The 15,709-nt window shown below is 63.9% G+C and carries 16 protein-coding genes and 1 other RNA gene; 6 read left to right on the forward strand and 11 right to left on the reverse strand.

The genetic code is table 11. The annotated features are described in order from the left end of the window. From VMA74_RS09130 to rnpB, 9 genes are all read right to left on the reverse strand, one after another. A partial coding sequence (locus VMA74_RS09130) for a putative peptidoglycan glycosyltransferase FtsW (RefSeq protein WP_325366329.1) occupies positions 1-929 on the reverse strand: 929 nt, incomplete at its 3' end. Between the two features lie 3 nt (positions 930-932). Then, positions 933-2,015 (reverse strand): phospho-N-acetylmuramoyl-pentapeptide-transferase, encoded by a 1,083-nt coding sequence (mraY, locus tag VMA74_RS09135; RefSeq protein ID WP_325366330.1) that lies wholly within the window; start codon positions 2,013-2,015, stop codon positions 933-935. Beyond that, positions 2,005-3,372, reverse strand: a complete 1,368-nt coding sequence (locus tag VMA74_RS09140) for a UDP-N-acetylmuramoyl-tripeptide--D-alanyl-D-alanine ligase (RefSeq protein WP_325366331.1) — start codon at positions 3,370-3,372, stop codon at positions 2,005-2,007. Before VMA74_RS09140 ends, mraY begins: the two co-directional genes overlap by 11 nt. Continuing rightward, entirely contained in the window at positions 3,369-4,847 is a 1,479-nt protein-coding gene (locus VMA74_RS09145) for a UDP-N-acetylmuramoyl-L-alanyl-D-glutamate--2,6-diaminopimelate ligase (RefSeq protein WP_325366332.1), read from the reverse strand. Before VMA74_RS09145 ends, VMA74_RS09140 begins: the two co-directional genes overlap by 4 nt. Then, positions 4,844-6,664, reverse strand: a complete 1,821-nt coding sequence (locus VMA74_RS09150; protein ID WP_325366333.1) for a penicillin-binding protein 2 — start codon at positions 6,662-6,664, stop codon at positions 4,844-4,846. The genes VMA74_RS09145 and VMA74_RS09150 overlap by 4 nt, the downstream gene beginning before the upstream one ends. Next, entirely contained in the window at positions 6,661-6,933 is a 273-nt protein-coding gene (gene ftsL, locus VMA74_RS09155; RefSeq protein ID WP_325366334.1) for a cell division protein FtsL, read from the reverse strand. Before ftsL ends, VMA74_RS09150 begins: the two co-directional genes overlap by 4 nt. Next, complete coding sequence (gene rsmH, locus VMA74_RS09160; protein WP_325366335.1) at positions 6,930-7,850, reverse strand: 16S rRNA (cytosine(1402)-N(4))-methyltransferase RsmH; 921 nt, start codon at positions 7,848-7,850, stop codon at positions 6,930-6,932. Before rsmH ends, ftsL begins: the two co-directional genes overlap by 4 nt. 51 nt (positions 7,851-7,901) lie before the next feature. Next, complete coding sequence (mraZ, locus tag VMA74_RS09165) at positions 7,902-8,357, reverse strand: division/cell wall cluster transcriptional repressor MraZ (protein WP_325366344.1); 456 nt, start codon at positions 8,355-8,357, stop codon at positions 7,902-7,904. Between the two features lie 306 nt (positions 8,358-8,663). Further along, positions 8,664-9,028: RNase P RNA component class A (gene rnpB, locus VMA74_RS09170), an RNA gene on the reverse strand. A 114-nt stretch (positions 9,029-9,142) separates the two neighbouring features. Here rnpB and VMA74_RS09175 point away from each other — a divergent pair. Both VMA74_RS09175 and VMA74_RS09180 read left to right on the forward strand, forming a co-directional pair. After that, positions 9,143-9,391 (forward strand): hypothetical protein, encoded by a 249-nt coding sequence (locus VMA74_RS09175; RefSeq protein WP_325366336.1) that lies wholly within the window; start codon positions 9,143-9,145, stop codon positions 9,389-9,391. Positions 9,392-9,496: 105 nt separating this feature from the next. Beyond that, positions 9,497-9,832, forward strand: a complete 336-nt coding sequence (locus VMA74_RS09180; protein WP_325366337.1) for a transcriptional regulator — start codon at positions 9,497-9,499, stop codon at positions 9,830-9,832. Here VMA74_RS09180 and rsmI read toward each other — a convergent pair. After that, complete coding sequence (gene rsmI / locus VMA74_RS09185; RefSeq protein ID WP_325366338.1) at positions 9,817-10,647, reverse strand: 16S rRNA (cytidine(1402)-2'-O)-methyltransferase; 831 nt, start codon at positions 10,645-10,647, stop codon at positions 9,817-9,819. The two genes, VMA74_RS09180 and rsmI, sit on opposite strands and share 16 nt — an antisense overlap. 91 nt (positions 10,648-10,738) lie before the next feature. Here rsmI and VMA74_RS09190 point away from each other — a divergent pair, with 91 nt between their 5' ends. Genes VMA74_RS09190 through VMA74_RS09205 form a run of 4 tightly spaced genes read left to right on the forward strand, consistent with a single transcriptional unit; the run spans position 10,739 to position 14,915 of the window. Continuing rightward, complete coding sequence (locus VMA74_RS09190) at positions 10,739-12,589, forward strand: penicillin-binding protein activator (protein WP_325366339.1); 1,851 nt, start codon at positions 10,739-10,741, stop codon at positions 12,587-12,589. Beyond that, positions 12,589-12,945, forward strand: coding sequence for a YraN family protein (locus VMA74_RS09195; protein WP_325366340.1), 357 nt, complete (start codon positions 12,589-12,591; stop codon positions 12,943-12,945). The genes VMA74_RS09190 and VMA74_RS09195 overlap by 1 nt, the downstream gene beginning before the upstream one ends. Before the next feature lie 9 nt (positions 12,946-12,954). Next, positions 12,955-14,325, forward strand: a complete 1,371-nt coding sequence (locus tag VMA74_RS09200; RefSeq protein ID WP_325366341.1) for an FAD-binding oxidoreductase — start codon at positions 12,955-12,957, stop codon at positions 14,323-14,325. Then, positions 14,322-14,915 (forward strand): uracil-DNA glycosylase family protein, encoded by a 594-nt coding sequence (locus VMA74_RS09205; RefSeq protein WP_325366342.1) that lies wholly within the window; start codon positions 14,322-14,324, stop codon positions 14,913-14,915. Before VMA74_RS09200 ends, VMA74_RS09205 begins: the two co-directional genes overlap by 4 nt. Positions 14,916-14,940: 25 nt before the next feature. On the opposite strand, the gene rhtC is transcribed toward VMA74_RS09205, so the two are convergent. Beyond that, positions 14,941-15,570, reverse strand: a complete 630-nt coding sequence (gene rhtC, locus VMA74_RS09210; RefSeq protein WP_325366343.1) for a threonine export protein RhtC — start codon at positions 15,568-15,570, stop codon at positions 14,941-14,943. Positions 15,571-15,709 lie beyond the last annotated feature (139 nt).

Here is a 15,709-nt window from a genome sequence, read left to right on the forward strand (position 1 = left end):
CCCTTCAAGCCGATGTACAGGCCGCGCCACACGACCAGCGCAAACAGGCTCATCACCGCAACGATGCCGACCAGGCCAAGCTCTTCGCCGATCACCGCAAAGATGAAGTCGGTATGTGCCTCGGGCAGATAGGACAATTTCAGCACGCTCGAACCCAGACCCACGCCGGTCCACTCGCCGCGGCCGATCGCCATCAGCGACTGCGTCAGCTGGAAGCCGTCGTCAAACGGATGCGCCCAGGGATTCATGAACGAGGTCAACCGCTTCATGCGATAACTTTCGCTGGTCGCCGCGATCGCCAGCAGCGGCATTAGCGGCAAGCCCATCAGGAACAGGAAGATCGGCCGCGCGCCACCCAGCCACACCATCGCAATGGTGACCGCGATAATCAGCGTGGCCGAACCAAAGTCGGGCTGCGCCAGCAACAGCAGCACCATCACGCCGGACACCGCGAGCGGTTTGATCAGGCCCATGAAGCGCGTTTCGATGCTTTCGCGGTGACGCACCAGATAGCTGGCCAGGTACACCACCAGGATCAGCTTCACCGCCTCGACCGGCTGGAACGAGGTGATGATCAGGTTGAGCCAGCGCCTTGCGCCGTTGATCTTCATGCCGAAGTGCGGCACGAATACCGCCAACAGCATGATGAAAGCCACCAGCATCAGGAAGAAGGCCTGCTTTTCCAGCTCCTTCAGCTCGGTACGCATGGCAACGGCGGCGGCCACCGCACCGATGGAAAGAAACAGCAGGTGTTTCTTCAGATAATAGAACTCGCCGAAGTGCGAGCTGTCGGCCACGGCGATCGAACTTGATGTCACCATCACGACACCCACGCAGGCAAGACCGATCAAGGCCACCAGCAGCGGCAAGTCGAACTTGCCGCGCGGGCCCTGCCGGCGCTTTGCTTGAGTTGTGTCGAAACCGAACATCGCTCAACGCACCTTCAACGTCGCCAAACCGATCAACACCAGCACCACGCTGATGATCCAGAACCGCACGATCACCCGTGGCTCGGGCCAGCCTTTCAATTCGAAGTGATGATGGATCGGCGCCATGCGGAAGATGCGCTTGCCGGTCATCTTGAAGCTGGCGACCTGCATCATCACCGACACCGTTTCCATCACGAACACGCCGCCCATGATCAGCAGCACGATTTCCTGCCGCACGATCACCGCAATGGCCGCCAGCGCCGCGCCAATCGCCAACGCGCCGACATCACCCATGAACACCTGTGCGGGGTAGGTGTTGAACCACAGGAATCCCAAACCCGAACCGGCCAGGGCGCCACAAAAAACGGCCAGCTCGCCGGCGCCGGGAATCGAGGGAATGCCCAGGTACTCGGAGAACACACGGTTACCAGCCAGATACGCGAAGATACCCAGCGCACCCGACACCAGCACAGTCGGCATGATCGCCAGGCCATCGAGACCGTCGGTGAGATTCACCGCATTGGAAAAGCCCACGATCATGAAATAGGCGAGCACCACGAAAAAGGCGCCTAGCGGTACCGCCACGTGCTTGAACACCGGCACGTACAACGCCGTCTCCGCCGGGATATTGGCGGTGTGGAACAGAAACCATGCGGCGCCGATACCGAACACCGACTGCCAGAAATACTTCCAGCGCGAGGCGAGACCGCGGCTGTCTTTCAATACCAGCTTGCGGTAGTCGTCGTAGAAACCGATCGCGCCGTAGCAGATCAGCACCAGCAGCACCAGCCACACGTAGCGGTTGCTCAGGTCCACCCACAGCAAGGTGGCGATAGCCACCGCGAGCAGGATCATCACGCCGCCCATGGTGGGCGTACCGGCTTTCGAAAGATGCGTTTGCGGACCTTCCTTGCGCACCACCTGCCCGGCCTTGAGCGCGGCGAGCTTGCGGATCAGCGCGGGACCGAACAGCAGCGATATCGCCATGGCGGTAAGCGCCGCCATGATCGTGCGGAAGGTGATGTATTGGAACAGGTGCGGCGTGGCGAAGTGCCGCGCGAACCATTCGGCCAGTTCAAGCAGCATGGTGCGCGCCCCCCTTCGAATCACTGCTCTTGAGCGCAACCACGACCTGTTCCATTGCCGACGAATGCGAGCCCTTCACCAGGCAGGTGACGCCAGCGTGCAGTTCGGCGCGCAGTGCATCGACCAACGCGGCCTTGTCGGCAAAATGTTGGCCACCCGCGCCGAACGCTTCCACCGCAGCCGCGCTCAACGGCCCTACCCCGTACAGCCGATCAATGCCGCGCTCCCGCGCATGACGGCCTACGCCGGCATGCGATGCACGCGCTTCCGCCCCCAGCTCAGCCATGTCGCCCAGCACCAGCCAACGCTCGCCCGCCGCCAGCGCCAGCGTGTCGACCGCCGCATGCACCGAACTCGGATTGGCGTTGTAGCTGTCATCGATCAGTGTCCAGCCGTGCGGCACGTCGATGCGCTTCAGGCGGCCTTCGACGGCACTGGCCTGCTCCAGCCCCGCTACGATGGTGTCAAGCGGCACGTCCAGCGCGAGCGCAATCGTGCTCGCAGCCAACGCGTTGGCGATGTTGTGGCGGCCGGGCAGCGGCAATTGCACATCGGCATCGCCGTGCGGGGTGCTTAGCACAAAATGAGAACCATCGACACGCTGCTCCAGAATCTCCGCGCCGACGTCGGCTTTGTGATCCAGGCCAAAACGCAGGATCCGGCGGCCACCGGCCAGTCCCATGAAGAAGCTGGCGAACGCATCATCGGCATTGATCACCGCCACGCCGTCCGCCGGCAACGCGCGATATACCGCGCCCTTGGTTTCCGCCACCGTCTCGATCGTACCCATCCGCTCAAGATGCGCGGGCGCGATGAGGTTCACAAGGCCGATATCGGGCCGTGCGATGGCAGCAAGATAGTCGATGTCACCAGGCTTGCCCGCGCCCATTTCGAGCACGGCGTATTCGGTGTCTTCCGGCATCCACAGCAGCGTAAGCGGCAAGCCGATTTCATTGTTGAAGCTGCCGGTATTCACATGCGTGCGGCCATGCCGCGACAGGATCGACGCGGTGAGCATCTTTACCGTGGTCTTGCCGTTCGACCCGGTAATGCCGATCACCCGCGCATTGCGCTGCGCGCGCACTGCGCTGGCCAGATCGCCCAGCGCCAGTTCGGAACTCTGCACCTCCACCTGCGGCAGATCGCTGTCCGTTCGGTGCTCGACCAGAGCGCCCGCTGCGCCGCGCGCTTTCGCATCGGCAAGGTAGTCGTGGCCGTCCACGCGCTCGCCCTTGAACGCGACGAACAGATCGCCCGGCTTTACCTTGCGCGAATCGATAGCGACGCCGGTCACTTCAGCGTCGGTGCCGTGCATGTGCCCGTGTGTCCACATGGCAATGGCGCTCAAGCGCATCATGCGTGTGTCTCCAACGCGATGCGCGCTATCGCCATATCGTCAAACGCACGCTTGCCGCCTGCGCCCTCCTGGTAGGTTTCGTGGCCTTTGCCGGCAATCAACACCACATCTCCAGTACGCGCCATCTTCAGCGCCGAACGAATCGCGGCTTCGCGATCGCGCTGCACGATGGCAGCCTGCGGCCGCGTCATGCCGGCCAGAATCTGCGCGACGATCGCATCACCATCTTCGCCACGCGGGTTGTCGTCGGTGACGATGGCGACATCGGCCACGCGCTCGGCGATCTCGCCCATCTGCGGGCGCTTGCCCGCATCGCGTTCGCCACCACAACCAAACACGCAAATCAGCCGCGCGCTGCAATGCGCGCGCAGCGCCTTGAGCGCCTGCTCCAGCGCATCCGGCGTGTGGGCGTAATCGACCACCACCAGCGGCAGACCATGCAGGCCACCGATGCGATTCATGCGGCCGTTCACGGGCTCCAGCGCCTCGACCGCGCCGACGATGCGCGCGAAGGATTCACCCAACGCGGCAAGGCAGCCGATCACCGTCAACAGGTTCGCCACATTGAAGCGGCCGAGCAGACGACTGTGAATCTGTTTTTCACCCCAGGGCGTGCTCACGATGAACGCCACACCTTCGGCAGATGTAACGATGTCGCTCGCCACAATGTCGGCCTGTTGATCACCCGCACTGCTCAAACGCCACGCACGCACGCCGGCCGGCAGCTTGTGGGCCAGTTCGCGGCCAAAGGCATCATCAATGTTGATCGCGGCGGCCTTGAGCCCTGGCCACATGAACAACCTGGCCTTGGCAGCGCCATAGGCTTCCATGCTGCCGTGGTAGTCGAGATGATCGCGCGTAAGATTGGTGAACGCGGCCAGTTCAAACGCGGTCGCCGCGACGCGCCCCTGCTCGAGCGCATGCGAAGACACTTCCATCGCTACGTGCGAAGCACCGTCGCGGCGGAACTCAGCCAACAGTTGCTGCACGGCAATCGCATCCGGCGTGGTGCGTTCGCCTTCGCGCAATTGTCCATGCAGGCCAGCACCCAGCGTGCCGATGGTGGCGGCGCGATGGCCAAGATGTTCCAGCGCCTGTGCCAGCAATTGCACCGTGGAGGTCTTGCCGTTGGTGCCGGTGACACCCATCACGCGCATCGCTTCCGAAGGCCGGCCGAAGAAGCGTGACGCGATCTCGCCGACGAACGCGTGCAAGCCGTCGATCCACAATACCGGTACGCCCGGATCTTCCAGCTCGGCCGGTGCCGGCGCCTCGGCCAGCACCACGCTGGCACCGCGCTGCACGGCGCCGTGTGCGAAATCGATGCCATGCCCGCGCGTGCCGCGCAGGGCGAAGAACGCATCACCGCGCCGCACCTTGCGCGAATCAAGGGCAAGCCCGCAAATCACGATAGGCCCTACGGCCTTCGTTTCGGCGATGCCTTGCAACAGATGATCGAGGCGCTGGCCGCTCACGGTTCGACGGCCTCCACGGCGGATTGATCGTCCTGCGGGTTCTGCGGTGGCGCGGTGCCGGCCAATCCGCCGCCGGCTTGCAGCGGGCCACCGACATACCAGCGCCCGATGTTGTCGGGCGGCACGTCCAGCAGGCGCAGCGCGCCGGTCATCACGCTCTGGAATACCGGCGCTGAAACCACGCCGCCGTAGTACGCGTTTTTCTTGGGGTTATTGATGACCACCACACCGACCAGGCGCGGATCCGTAGCAGGTACGATGCCGGCGAACAGCGAGTTGTAGCTGTTCTTGGCATAACTACCACCCGATACCAGATGCGCCGTGCCGGTCTTGCCGGCCACGATGTAGTTGGCAATCTGCGCACGCGTAGCCGAACCGCCCGGCGCGGTCACCGTTTCCAGCATGTCCACCAGTTCGCGCGCAATGGTAGGGGAAATGATCTGCCTGCCCGCATCGCTACCACCCTTGATGAAAGTGGGCGTATGCATCACGCCGCCGTCCGCCAGCGTGGCGTAGGCCACAGCCAGCTGCAGCGGCGTGACGTTGAGGCCATAGCCATAGGCCATGGTGGCTTTTTCGATGGGACGCCAGCTGCGGCCGGGCCGCAGAAGACCGGCCGACTCCCCCGGAAAACCGCTGCCCGTGCTTTCGCCGAAGCCGAACGCGCGATAGGTGTCGTAGAGGAACTTGGTGTCCAGCGACAAGCCGATCTTGGCCGCACCGATGTTGCTGGATTTGGTGAGCACGCCGGTGGGCGTTAGCAAACCGTTGCCGCCGGACTCCACGTCGCGGATGTCCTTGCCCATGAAGTACCAGTGGCCATTGCCGGTATCGATCATGGGCGAAGTGGGCGTGTACTTGCCGCTGGAAAGCGCCGCCGCCATGGTGAACGTCTTCATGGTCGAGCCGGGCTCGACCACGTCAGTCACGGTACGGTTGCGACGCGCGGCGGCCGGACTGCCGGTGACGGCATTGGGGTTGTAAGTGGGCAGGCTCACCATGGCGAGAATCTCGCCGGTGTGGATATCCAGGATCACCATTTCACCGGAATCGGCGTCCAGATCGTCCAATTGCTTTTTCAGTTCGCTATACGCAAGGAACTGGATGCGACGATCGATACTGAGCGTAAGGTTCTGCCCAGGCTGCGGCGCATGCACCTGTTCCACATCTTCCACGATGCGGCCCATGCGGTCGCGGATCACGCGCTTGGCACCCGGCTTGCCGGCCAGCCAGTTGTCGAAGGCGAGCTCTAGGCCTTCCTGACCGTGGTCATCGATATTGGTGAAGCCGAGTACGTGTGCGGTCACTTCGCCCGACGGGTAATAGCGCTTGTATTCGCGCTGGCCATTCACGCCGGGAACGCTCAGCGCGAGCACGGCCTGCGCCGCTTCCGGACTCATCTGCCGGCGCAGATAGGCAAAGTCGCGATCGGCGCGCTGCTCCAGGTACGACTTCAAGTCATCCGCCGTGGTGCCCAAGGCTTGCGCCAAGGCAGGAATGCGATCGGCGTTGTCGAGCACTTCCGACGGCACGCAGGTGATGGACACCATCGGCGTGGACACCGCCAGCGGCTCACCGTTGCGATCGAAGATGGTGCCGCGCGATACGGCGATCGGCACCACGCGCAGGAAGCGCGCGTCGCCCTGGTCCTGATAGAACTGCTTGCGCACCACCTGTAGATCGAAGGCGCGCACCACCAGTCCGGCCGAGGCAAGACCAAGAATGCTGATGACCAGCAGCATGCGCTTGCGCGCGCTGGGGGCCGCGCCCTTACGGCGGGAGGCGGCCTGGGATGGAGTGGGCGGCAGCCGGTTCATTGCCGCACCAGCTGTACGTCCTGCGGACGTGGCGCGAACATGCCGAGCTTGGTGCGTGCCTCGGAATCGATGCGGCGCGGCTCGGCCCAGGTCGCCTGTTCCAGTTCGAGCTGGCCGTATTCGATGTTCAGTGCATCGCGTTCGCGTTGCAACTGAGAAAGCTGCACGAACAGCGTGCGGCTTTGGTGACGCGTCCACACCACGGCAATCGCGCTCACCATCACCGCGGCCAGCAGGATCAGCAAGCTGAAGATGCCGACGGCCCTCATGCAAGCTTCTCCGCCACGCGCAGCACGGCCGAGCGTGCACGCGGATTGGCGGCCTGTTCGGCTGCCGTCGGAAACTGCGCCTTGCCCACCGCCGCCAGCCGCGCTGGCGCTGCCGCCACCGGCGGCCCGCGGCGACTGCCTTGCACACGGCCGGAATGATCGCGGATGAACTGCTTCACCCGGCGATCTTCCAGCGAGTGGAAACTGATCACCGCCAGGCGACCGCCCGGCTTGAGCCGTTCCAGCGCCGCCTCCAGTCCGCGCTCCACCGCTTCGAGCTCACCGTTCACGCGGATGCGCAGCGCCTGGAAGGTACGCGTGGCTGGATGCTTGCCCGGTTCGCGGCGGCCGATCGCCCGCTCCACCAGGGCAGCAAGTTCACCGGTGCGAGCGATGGGCGACGCTTGGCGATGCTCGACGATGGCGCGCGCGATCTTGCGGCTGAAACGCTCTTCGCCGTAAACCCACAACACATCGGCGATCTCGCGCTCATCGGCGCGGGCGAGAAAATCCGCCGCACTTTCGCCTTGGGTCGGATCCATGCGCATGTCGAGCGGGCCGTCGGCCATGAAGCTGAAGCCGCGGGCGGCTTCATCCAGCTGTGGCGAGGACACGCCCAGGTCGAGCAGCACGCCATCGAGACCCTGGGCCGTTTCGTCCCATTCGGCCAGCGTGGAGAAATTCGCGTGGCGGATCGAGACGCGCGGATCGGCGGCAAATGCCTGCTGTGCCGTGGCGATCGCCTGCGGATCGCGGTCCATCAGCAACAGGCGGCCTTCGGGCCCGAGGCGCGACAACACGGCGCGGGCGTGACCGCCGCGTCCAAACGTGCCATCGAGATAACGCCCGCCTGCCCGCACGGCGAGTCCCTCCACTGCTTCATCCAGCATCACCGGGATGTGCTGACGCTCAGCCATGCCGCCGCACCCCCGCTCTTGTTTGTGCCTGTCTGCGCCTGACCGTCATGGTCAGAGCCGCAGGTCCGCCATGTCGTCGCTGATTTCGTCTTCGCCGATGGTCTGGCGGATCTTGGCCAGGTGGGCCTGTTCGCTCCACAGCTCGAACTTGTTGCCCATGCCCAGCAGAACCGCCTTTTTCTCGATGCCCGCCGCCGTGCGCTGGCTGGCCGGCAGCAGGACGCGCATCGCGCCATCCGGCTCCACCATCGCCGCCGCACCGACCAGCTTCATCTGCAAGGCGCGGTGCACGGCTTTCACGTTCGGCAGGGCGTTCACCTGGTCGCGCACCCGCTCCCACTCGGCGTGCGGGAACAGCCAGAGGCAGCCCGACTCGAACGGGTTGTAGGTGATCACCAGCCGATTGGCGCAAGCGCCCGTCACCAGCTCCCGATACGCAGTCGGGATAGCCAGCCGGCCCTTGTCATCGACAGTGATGGCGGTTTCGCCCTGGAACACGGCCCTCAGGAACTCCCACGAAATCCCACGATTTCACACAGGGTCCCACGATAGTCTCGCCCCTTGAGACTGTCAAGAAACTTTTGCTTGTGAATCAAGGAGAAAGGCAACAGTGTGGCGAAATTTCCAGCCATTTCGAGGAAGCGTTCCGAGGTGCTTGATCATGATGGGTTTTCTGTTCCGAACGGCCGCTTCTGTATGCGTGTTTTCCTAGCGCCAACAAGGGCTTCGCATGAACCGCTCGTTCATGCCCCAAAACACCCGCGCCATCGCGCTGCCCCGACATCAGCGGGGCAACGCGGCCTACAGTGAAAAAGGTGGAGTCGGCCTATAAGCCGGGTTCTGTTCGCCTTGCGGCGCGACAGTCATTCCTCTAGGCCAGGCGTCGCCACCTGGCTCCAGCAACCTACCCGGGAACAACGCGGGCCGCGTTATCGTTCCCCTATTTGGTCTTGCTCCGAGTGGGGTTTACCGAGCCACGCGGCGTTAGCCCCGCGCGCGGTGCGCTCTTACCGCACCATTTCACCCTTACCTGTGCCCTTTGGAGGCCATCGGCGGTTTGCTTTCTGTTGCACTGGCCGTCGGCTCACGCCGCCCAGGAGTTACCTGGCACTCTGCCCTGTGGAGCCCGGACTTTCCTCGACGCGCACAAGGCGCGACGCGACTGTCCGGCCGACTCCGACGCGCATTGTAGAGCGGGGAAGGCCGGAGGCCCAGAGAATTCGGACATTTCGGCGGCTACCTTAAGTAGCACATACGTTACCATTCGACACCTGACCAACCATGGAAAGGGCGTGCCAACGGTTCGGGAGTACATCGCTAAGGATGGCCGCAATCATTACGCCGATTGGTTCAATCGCCTGAAGCCACTGGCTGCGGCAAAGATCGCCGCAATAATCGCTCGAATGGCCGCGGGCAATACCTCCAGCCTGAAAGGGATCGCCAACGGCCTGGTGGAATGGCGACTCGATTGGGGACCAGGGATCCGGATCTATGTACATCAGGATAGCCAAAGACTTGATTGTCCTTATCGGCGGCAGTGACAAAGGCGACCAATCCGCCGAGATCAGAACCGCCGTCGCCTTGGTGCAGGAATACAAGCAGCGCAAGAAACAACGAATTGGCCGCGCCACAAAGTGAGGAAAGCCATGACACTGACCGTTGACTATCGTGAAACCATCGCCGATCGCATCAGCAACGATCCCGAATTCGCGTGCGCGCTGCTCGACGAAGCTGCCAGCATGATGCTCAACGGCGAGGCCGAAGCGGCCCGCTTGCTGATGCGCGATCTTACGCACGGACTGATCGGCTTCGAAAACCTGGCCAAGATGACCGGCACGCCAAGCAAATCCCTGCACCGGATGCTGAGCAAGCACGGCAACCCTGGCATGAATGCGCTTAGCAGCATTTTTCAGGCGCTAGTGCAGGCCGCACTGCACGCGCCAGCAGCGGTACACGTGGCCTCCGCTTACCCTTCTTCGTAAAGCTGCTTCCGCGATGCACCGGTAATAGCCGCCGCCAGCTTTGCCGCCTTGGAGGGCGGTAGTTCCTCGCGCAGAATCCCGAACACCCGCTGCCCCTCGGCCAACTTCGCATCCGTCTCCTCCCCACGACCGGCGACCAGCACCACGCATTCGCCGCGCTGCTGATTGGGATCGTTCGCCACGCGCGCCGCCAGTTGGCTCAGCGGCTCGCCGATTACGGTCTCGAACAGTTTGGTAAGCTCGCGCGCCAGCACGGCTTCGCGCTCCGCCCCGAACACGTCGCGCATATCGGCAAGGCTTTCAGCGACGCGGTGCGAGGATTCGTAAAAAATCAGCGTGCGTGGATCGCCCGCAAGTTCTTCCAGCCGGCTGCGGCGTCCGGCCGACTTGGGGGGAAGAAAACCTTCGAACACGAAGCGATCGCTCGGCAGTCCCGCCACCGATAGCGCCGCAATGGCAGCGCAAGCACCCGGCACGGGAATGCAACGGATACCGGCTTCGCGCGCCGCGCGCACCAGGCGAAAGCCGGGATCGCTGATCAGCGGCGTACCGGCGTCCGAAATCAACGCCACCGACTCGCCCTGCTCCAGGCGGCGCACGATGGCGGCCACCGCTTCACGCTCGTTGTGTTCGTGCAAGGCCACCAGCGGCGTGCCGATATTGTGTTGAAGCAGCATCGGTCGGCTGTGCCGGGTGTCCTCGGCGGCAATCACCGCAACACCGCGCAAGGTCTCGATGGCGCGTACGGAGATGTCGTCACGATGACCGATGGGTGTCGCCACCACCCACAGGCAACCCTTTTGATTGCTGCTCATTTCCCGAAACCCTTCGCGGCGAGGCCGTGATGCGATCGGCTATGATCGCGCAATTGCCAACGGCGATGCTGCCCAGGACAGAAGGAACCCCATGCGCCCGAGTCGTCTTGTTGCGTCAGGACTGCTGTTTTCATTGCTGCTGAGCGCCTGTGTGCCTTCCGTGGTGCCGCGCTCGCCGGCCGAAACCGCCGCCGCGCAGAGCGCCGCCAATCTTGCCAACCAGGGGCAATTCGACCAGGCCGCACAAGCCTACCTGATGCTGGCCGCACAAGCGCCTGACCGCGCCGATCATTACAAGCTGCTGGCCGCCGAGGCATATCGCGAAGAAAACGCGCTCGATCGCGCCATCCCGATCGTCGTAGGCATCCGCCGCGACAAGCTCAGCGATGACGAACCGATGCGCCTGGATCTGCTGCGCGCGGAGATTGCCCTGCATCAGCACGATCCTGCCGCGGCGCTGAGCCTCACCACGCAGCCGGATCTGAGCGTGCCGCCCAATCTGCGCTCGCGCCTGCTGATCCTGCGTGCGGACGCCCTCGCCGGCACCGGCGATCTGTGGGGCGCAGCCGTCAACCGCATTCAACTGGACAGCACACTGCAAGGTGCCGATCGCGCGCAGAACCGCGACCAGGCGCTGACCTTGCTGACCAAGCTCGGCGTCGGCCCGCTCAAACAGCGTGCCGCCGCCATGCAGCAAGGCGACCGCATGCTGCCATGGGTGAATGAAGCGCTCGGCCGTCTCGGCGTGACTGTGGCGCAAGCGCAGCCGAATCTGCAGCAGGCGGTCGGCACGCTGGTCGCCGGCAACGGTGCCAGCGTGCGCGAGGGTTACACGATGCCGGCGCATGTCGCGCTGCTGCTGCCCAACAACGACGGCTTGGCGGGGGTCAGTGCGGCGATCCGCGAAGGCTTCTTTGCGGCGTATTTCCAATCATCCGATACGCACGCGCCACGCGCGACGTTGCGCGTATACGACAGCGGCGGCAATGCCGCCACCGCCATCAAGGCTTACAACCAGGCAGTCAGCGATGGCGCGCAGATGGTGGTAGGACCACTGCTGCGCACGGAGGTGACGGGTGTGCTCGGCCAATCGTCGCTGCCGGTGCCGGTGCTCGCGCTCAATCACGCGGAAAACGACAAGCTCTCCACTGGCACCGCGAGCGAATTTGCGCTGATGCCGGAAGACGAAGGTGCGCAAACGGCCGACCACATGATCGAGCGCGGCCTGCACAACGCTTACATGCTTATTTCGGGCGACGATTTCGCCAAGCGCGCCGCTGCCGCGTTCAAGGCCGAATGGGCAGCCAAGGGCGGCCAGATCGCCGGCCAGGCACAGCTTCCCGCCGACGGTGTCAACTACGGCGACGCCATCAACGCCTTGAATGCAGGCAGCGCCGGTGCCGACGCCGGCATCTTCATCAGCATGCGCACAGAACAGGCTCGCCTGCTACTGCCGCAACTGCGCGTGCAACGCATCAACCTGCCGGTGTTCGCCACCTCGCATATCTATGGCGGCAGCGACAACCCCACCGCCGATCGCGATCTGGAAGGCGTGGAATTCTGCGATGCACCCTGGCTGTTCAATGCACAGTCCGGCCTGCCCGACTACCAGAACATCGCCGCCCAATTACCGACCGCCCGCTCCGGCACGGCGCAGTTGTTTGCCTTTGGCATGGATGCGTGGAACCTGGTGCCCTACATCGACTGGCTGCGCAGCCATCCGGGCAGTTATCTGCCGGGCGCCACTGGCCAGCTGACGGTCGACACCTTCGGCCATGTGAAGCGCATGCTGACCTGGTTGAAGTTCCAGGACGGCGTGGCGCGCCCGATCAATGGCAGCCTGGACATCGACAACACGCCCGGCGCCCCCGCTCCCGCAGGCAGCGCCCCGGCACCGGCCAGCAGTACGCCGATGCCGGCGACATCCTCGACCGGTGGCTGATGCGCGCAGCAGGAAGCGCGTTCGAACAGCGCGCATGCACGGAGCTTGAGCGGGCAGGACTGACACTGCTCGCTCGCAACTACACCACGCGTTACGGCGAGCTCGATCTGGTGATGCGCGAGGGCGACACTGTGGTGTTCGTCGAAGTACGCCACCGGATTCGCGCCGGCTTCGGCGATGCTGCCACCTCCGTTACCGCCGCCAAACAGGCCAAGCTGGTGCAGACAGCGCAGCTGTGGCTGGCTGCCAACCCCAAGCATGCGCAGCGGGCTTGCCGGTTTGATGTGGTGGCGTACGACGGGCCGGCCGACAGTGCGAAAATGGCGTGGTTGCGCAACGCGTTTGAGGCGGAGTAGAAGCACGTCATGCCCCTGCCCACCGCCCTGCTCGACACTTTGAATACTGTCTTCGGGGAAGCTGCCTGCTCCACCCGCGACGCCGAACGCATCGCCTACGCCTACGACAACTCCCGCCGCAATTCATTGCCCGACGCCGTGGTGTTCGCGCAAGACCACGTGCAAATCGAAGCGCTGGTACGCGCTTGCCGTGAGCATCGCGTACCGGTAATCGCACGCGGACGCGGCACCAACACCACCGGCGCCACCGTGCCGGTGGAAGGTGGCGTGGTGGTGAGTTTCGAACGCATGAACCGCATCCTGCGTATCGACCCGGACAACCGGCTTGCCGTGGTGGAGCCCGGTGTATTGAACGGCGACCTGCAGCGCGCACTCGCATCCCATGGTTTTTTCTGGCCGCCCGACCCGACGTCGTCGCCCTGGTGCAGCATCGGCGGCAACCTCGCCTGCAATTCGGCCGGACCGCGTACGGTGAAATACGGCAGCCCACGCGAGAACACCCTGGGCTTGCATGCCGTCGCCGGCACGGGCGAAAGCTTTCGCTGCGGCACGTATACGAGCAAAGGCGCAACCGGCTACGACCTCACGCGCTTGCTGATCGGCTCCGAAGGCACGCTCGCGCTGATCACCGAAGCCACGCTCAAGCTCACCCCCAAACCCTCCGGCTTGCGCACGCTGCGCGCCACCTATCGCGACGTGATCAGCGCCGCGCATGCCGTGGCACGCATCATGGCGCAACCGGTCACACCCTGCGCGCTGGAATTCATCGATGACGTCGCCTTGAAACTGGCGCACGATCATGGCGGCGGCGACGTGCCGCTCGCCGGCGCCATGCTGATGATCGAGGTGGATGGCGAACCGGAAACCCTGCCTTCTGCCGTCGACGCCATCGCGCGTGCGGCGCGTGGCGAAGGGCTGGAAGAGCTGCGCATGGCGCAAACCGCGGAAGAAACCCAGGCACTTTGGTCCGCGCGCAAGGCCTTGTCGCCTGCCCAGCGCACCATCTCACCGAACAAGATCAACGAAGACGTGGTCGTGCCGGTAAGCCATTTGCCGCCGCTGGTAAACGGGATCCGCGAACTGTCCCGCAAGCACGACGTACTCATCGTGACCTTCGGCCATGCCGGCAACGGCAACCTGCACGTCAACCTGCTGCCGCGCGACGAGGCAGAACGCGAACGCGCGAACGCCTGCCTCGCAGACGTATTCGCGCTGGTGATCTCGCTACAAGGCACGCTTTCGGGCGAGCACGGCATTGGCCTGGTGAAGCGCGAATTCATGCCGTTGGCGCTGGAACCGGCCACACTACAACTTATGCGCAATGTAAAAGCCGCCTTTGATCCCGACGGCATTTTGAATCCGGGCAAGCTACTGCCGTGAAAAAACGGGCCGCATCTCTTGACGCGTTGCTGGCCGAGATACGCACGTGCCGGCTGTGCGCTACGCATCTTCAGGATGGACCACGGCCTGTATTGCAAGCCAGCGCATCGTCACGCCTGTTGATCGTCAGCCAGGCACCAGGGCGAAAAGTTCACGCAACCGGTATTCCGTTCAACGACGTCAGCGGCGATCGCCTGCGCCATTGGCTGGGCGTGGATCGCGCGACGTTTTACGACGCCACGCGCATCGCCATCGTACCGATGGGTTTCTGCTTTCCCGGCAGCGGACGCAATGGCGATTTGCCGCCCCGTCCCGAATGTGCGCCGCGCTGGCATCCATCCCTGCTGCCGCTGCTCAAGCAGGTGCAACTGACGCTGGCCATCGGCCAGTACGCGCAAGCCGGTGTGCTCGGCGAGCAACGCGGCGCATCGCTGACCGAAACCATGCAGGCATGGCACGAACATCTCGCGCATGGCGTCTTGCCGTTGCCGCATCCCAGTCCACGCAATCAGCTTTGGCTGAAGCGCAATCCATGGTTTGAAGCCGAACTGCTGCCCGTGCTTCGCGAAAGGGTCGAGCAGGCCCTGTAGGCTGGGATGAAATCCCAGCACAGCGTCATGCGGCGCGGCGCGAGAAGATCAGATGCAAGCCGAACAGCATGAACACCGCCCCGGCACAGCCATCGATCCAGCGGCTGATACGCAGGTAACCGCGACGCATCACCGGCATGGCAAAGCAGCCGGCAACGAACGAAAACCACAGAAAGGTCTCGGCCACCACCATCGCCCACAAGCCCCAACGTGCCGCCGATGACACGCCTTCGCCCACGAACGCCGAAAAAATGCTGCCGAAATAGATCACCACCTTGGGGTTGGCCAGATTGGTGAACAGGCCGTTGCGCAGCGAACGCCACGCACCGGCAAACACCTGTACGGGTTCCGCAGCCTGCGCAAGAGCTGGCTTGGCCAGCGCGCCGCGCAGCATCTTCAGGCCCATCCAGCACAGATAAAGACCGCCGCCGACGGCGATCATGCGCTCCAGCCAGATCAACCTGTGCAACAGCAGCTGCAGGCCCAGCAGCGCCAGCGCCGCCCACATCGCCACCCCGAAGGTAATGCCGGCTACGCCGGCCATCGCTTCATGACGTGAACGGCTGACCGCCGTCTGCGAGACAAAGAAGAAATCCGGCCCCGGACTCATCAGGGCGATGATGTGGACGATCGCAATGGTGATGAACAGGCTCATGGGGGCGCTCCGGATAACTGGGCGCAGTGTAAGCGCTGTGGCTTGCCGCGGCGAAGCTTGCTGCTCGGGTCAAGCTTCCCTTACGCTGCCGCCATCACTGTACGATCAAAAGCCGAGCCAATCGGCGCATTTGCCAGGG

The organism is Dyella sp., from assembly GCF_035508675.1.
In the GTDB taxonomy this organism is placed as follows: domain Bacteria; phylum Pseudomonadota; class Gammaproteobacteria; order Xanthomonadales; family Rhodanobacteraceae; genus Dyella_B.

Coding starts and splice junctions, on each gene's coding strand:
- VMA74_RS09200 (WP_325366341.1), top strand. CDS start 12,955: ATGCCCCTGCCCACCGCCCTGCTCGACACTTTGAATACTGTCTTCGGG.
- VMA74_RS09180 (WP_325366337.1), top strand. CDS start 9,497: ATGACACTGACCGTTGACTATCGTGAAACCATCGCCGATCGCATCAGC.
- mraY (WP_325366330.1), bottom strand. CDS start 2,015: ATGCTGCTTGAACTGGCCGAATGGTTCGCGCGGCACTTCGCCACGCCG.
- rsmI (WP_325366338.1), bottom strand. CDS start 10,647: ATGAGCAGCAATCAAAAGGGTTGCCTGTGGGTGGTGGCGACACCCATC.
- VMA74_RS09150 (WP_325366333.1), bottom strand. CDS start 6,664: ATGAACCGGCTGCCGCCCACTCCATCCCAGGCCGCCTCCCGCCGTAAG.
- rsmH (WP_325366335.1), bottom strand. CDS start 7,850: ATGGCTGAGCGTCAGCACATCCCGGTGATGCTGGATGAAGCAGTGGAG.
- rhtC (WP_325366343.1), bottom strand. CDS start 15,570: ATGAGCCTGTTCATCACCATTGCGATCGTCCACATCATCGCCCTGATG.
- VMA74_RS09195 (WP_325366340.1), top strand. CDS start 12,589: ATGCGCGCAGCAGGAAGCGCGTTCGAACAGCGCGCATGCACGGAGCTT.
- ftsL (WP_325366334.1), bottom strand. CDS start 6,933: ATGAGGGCCGTCGGCATCTTCAGCTTGCTGATCCTGCTGGCCGCGGTG.
- VMA74_RS09190 (WP_325366339.1), top strand. CDS start 10,739: ATGCGCCCGAGTCGTCTTGTTGCGTCAGGACTGCTGTTTTCATTGCTG.
- VMA74_RS09140 (WP_325366331.1), bottom strand. CDS start 3,372: ATGATGCGCTTGAGCGCCATTGCCATGTGGACACACGGGCACATGCAC.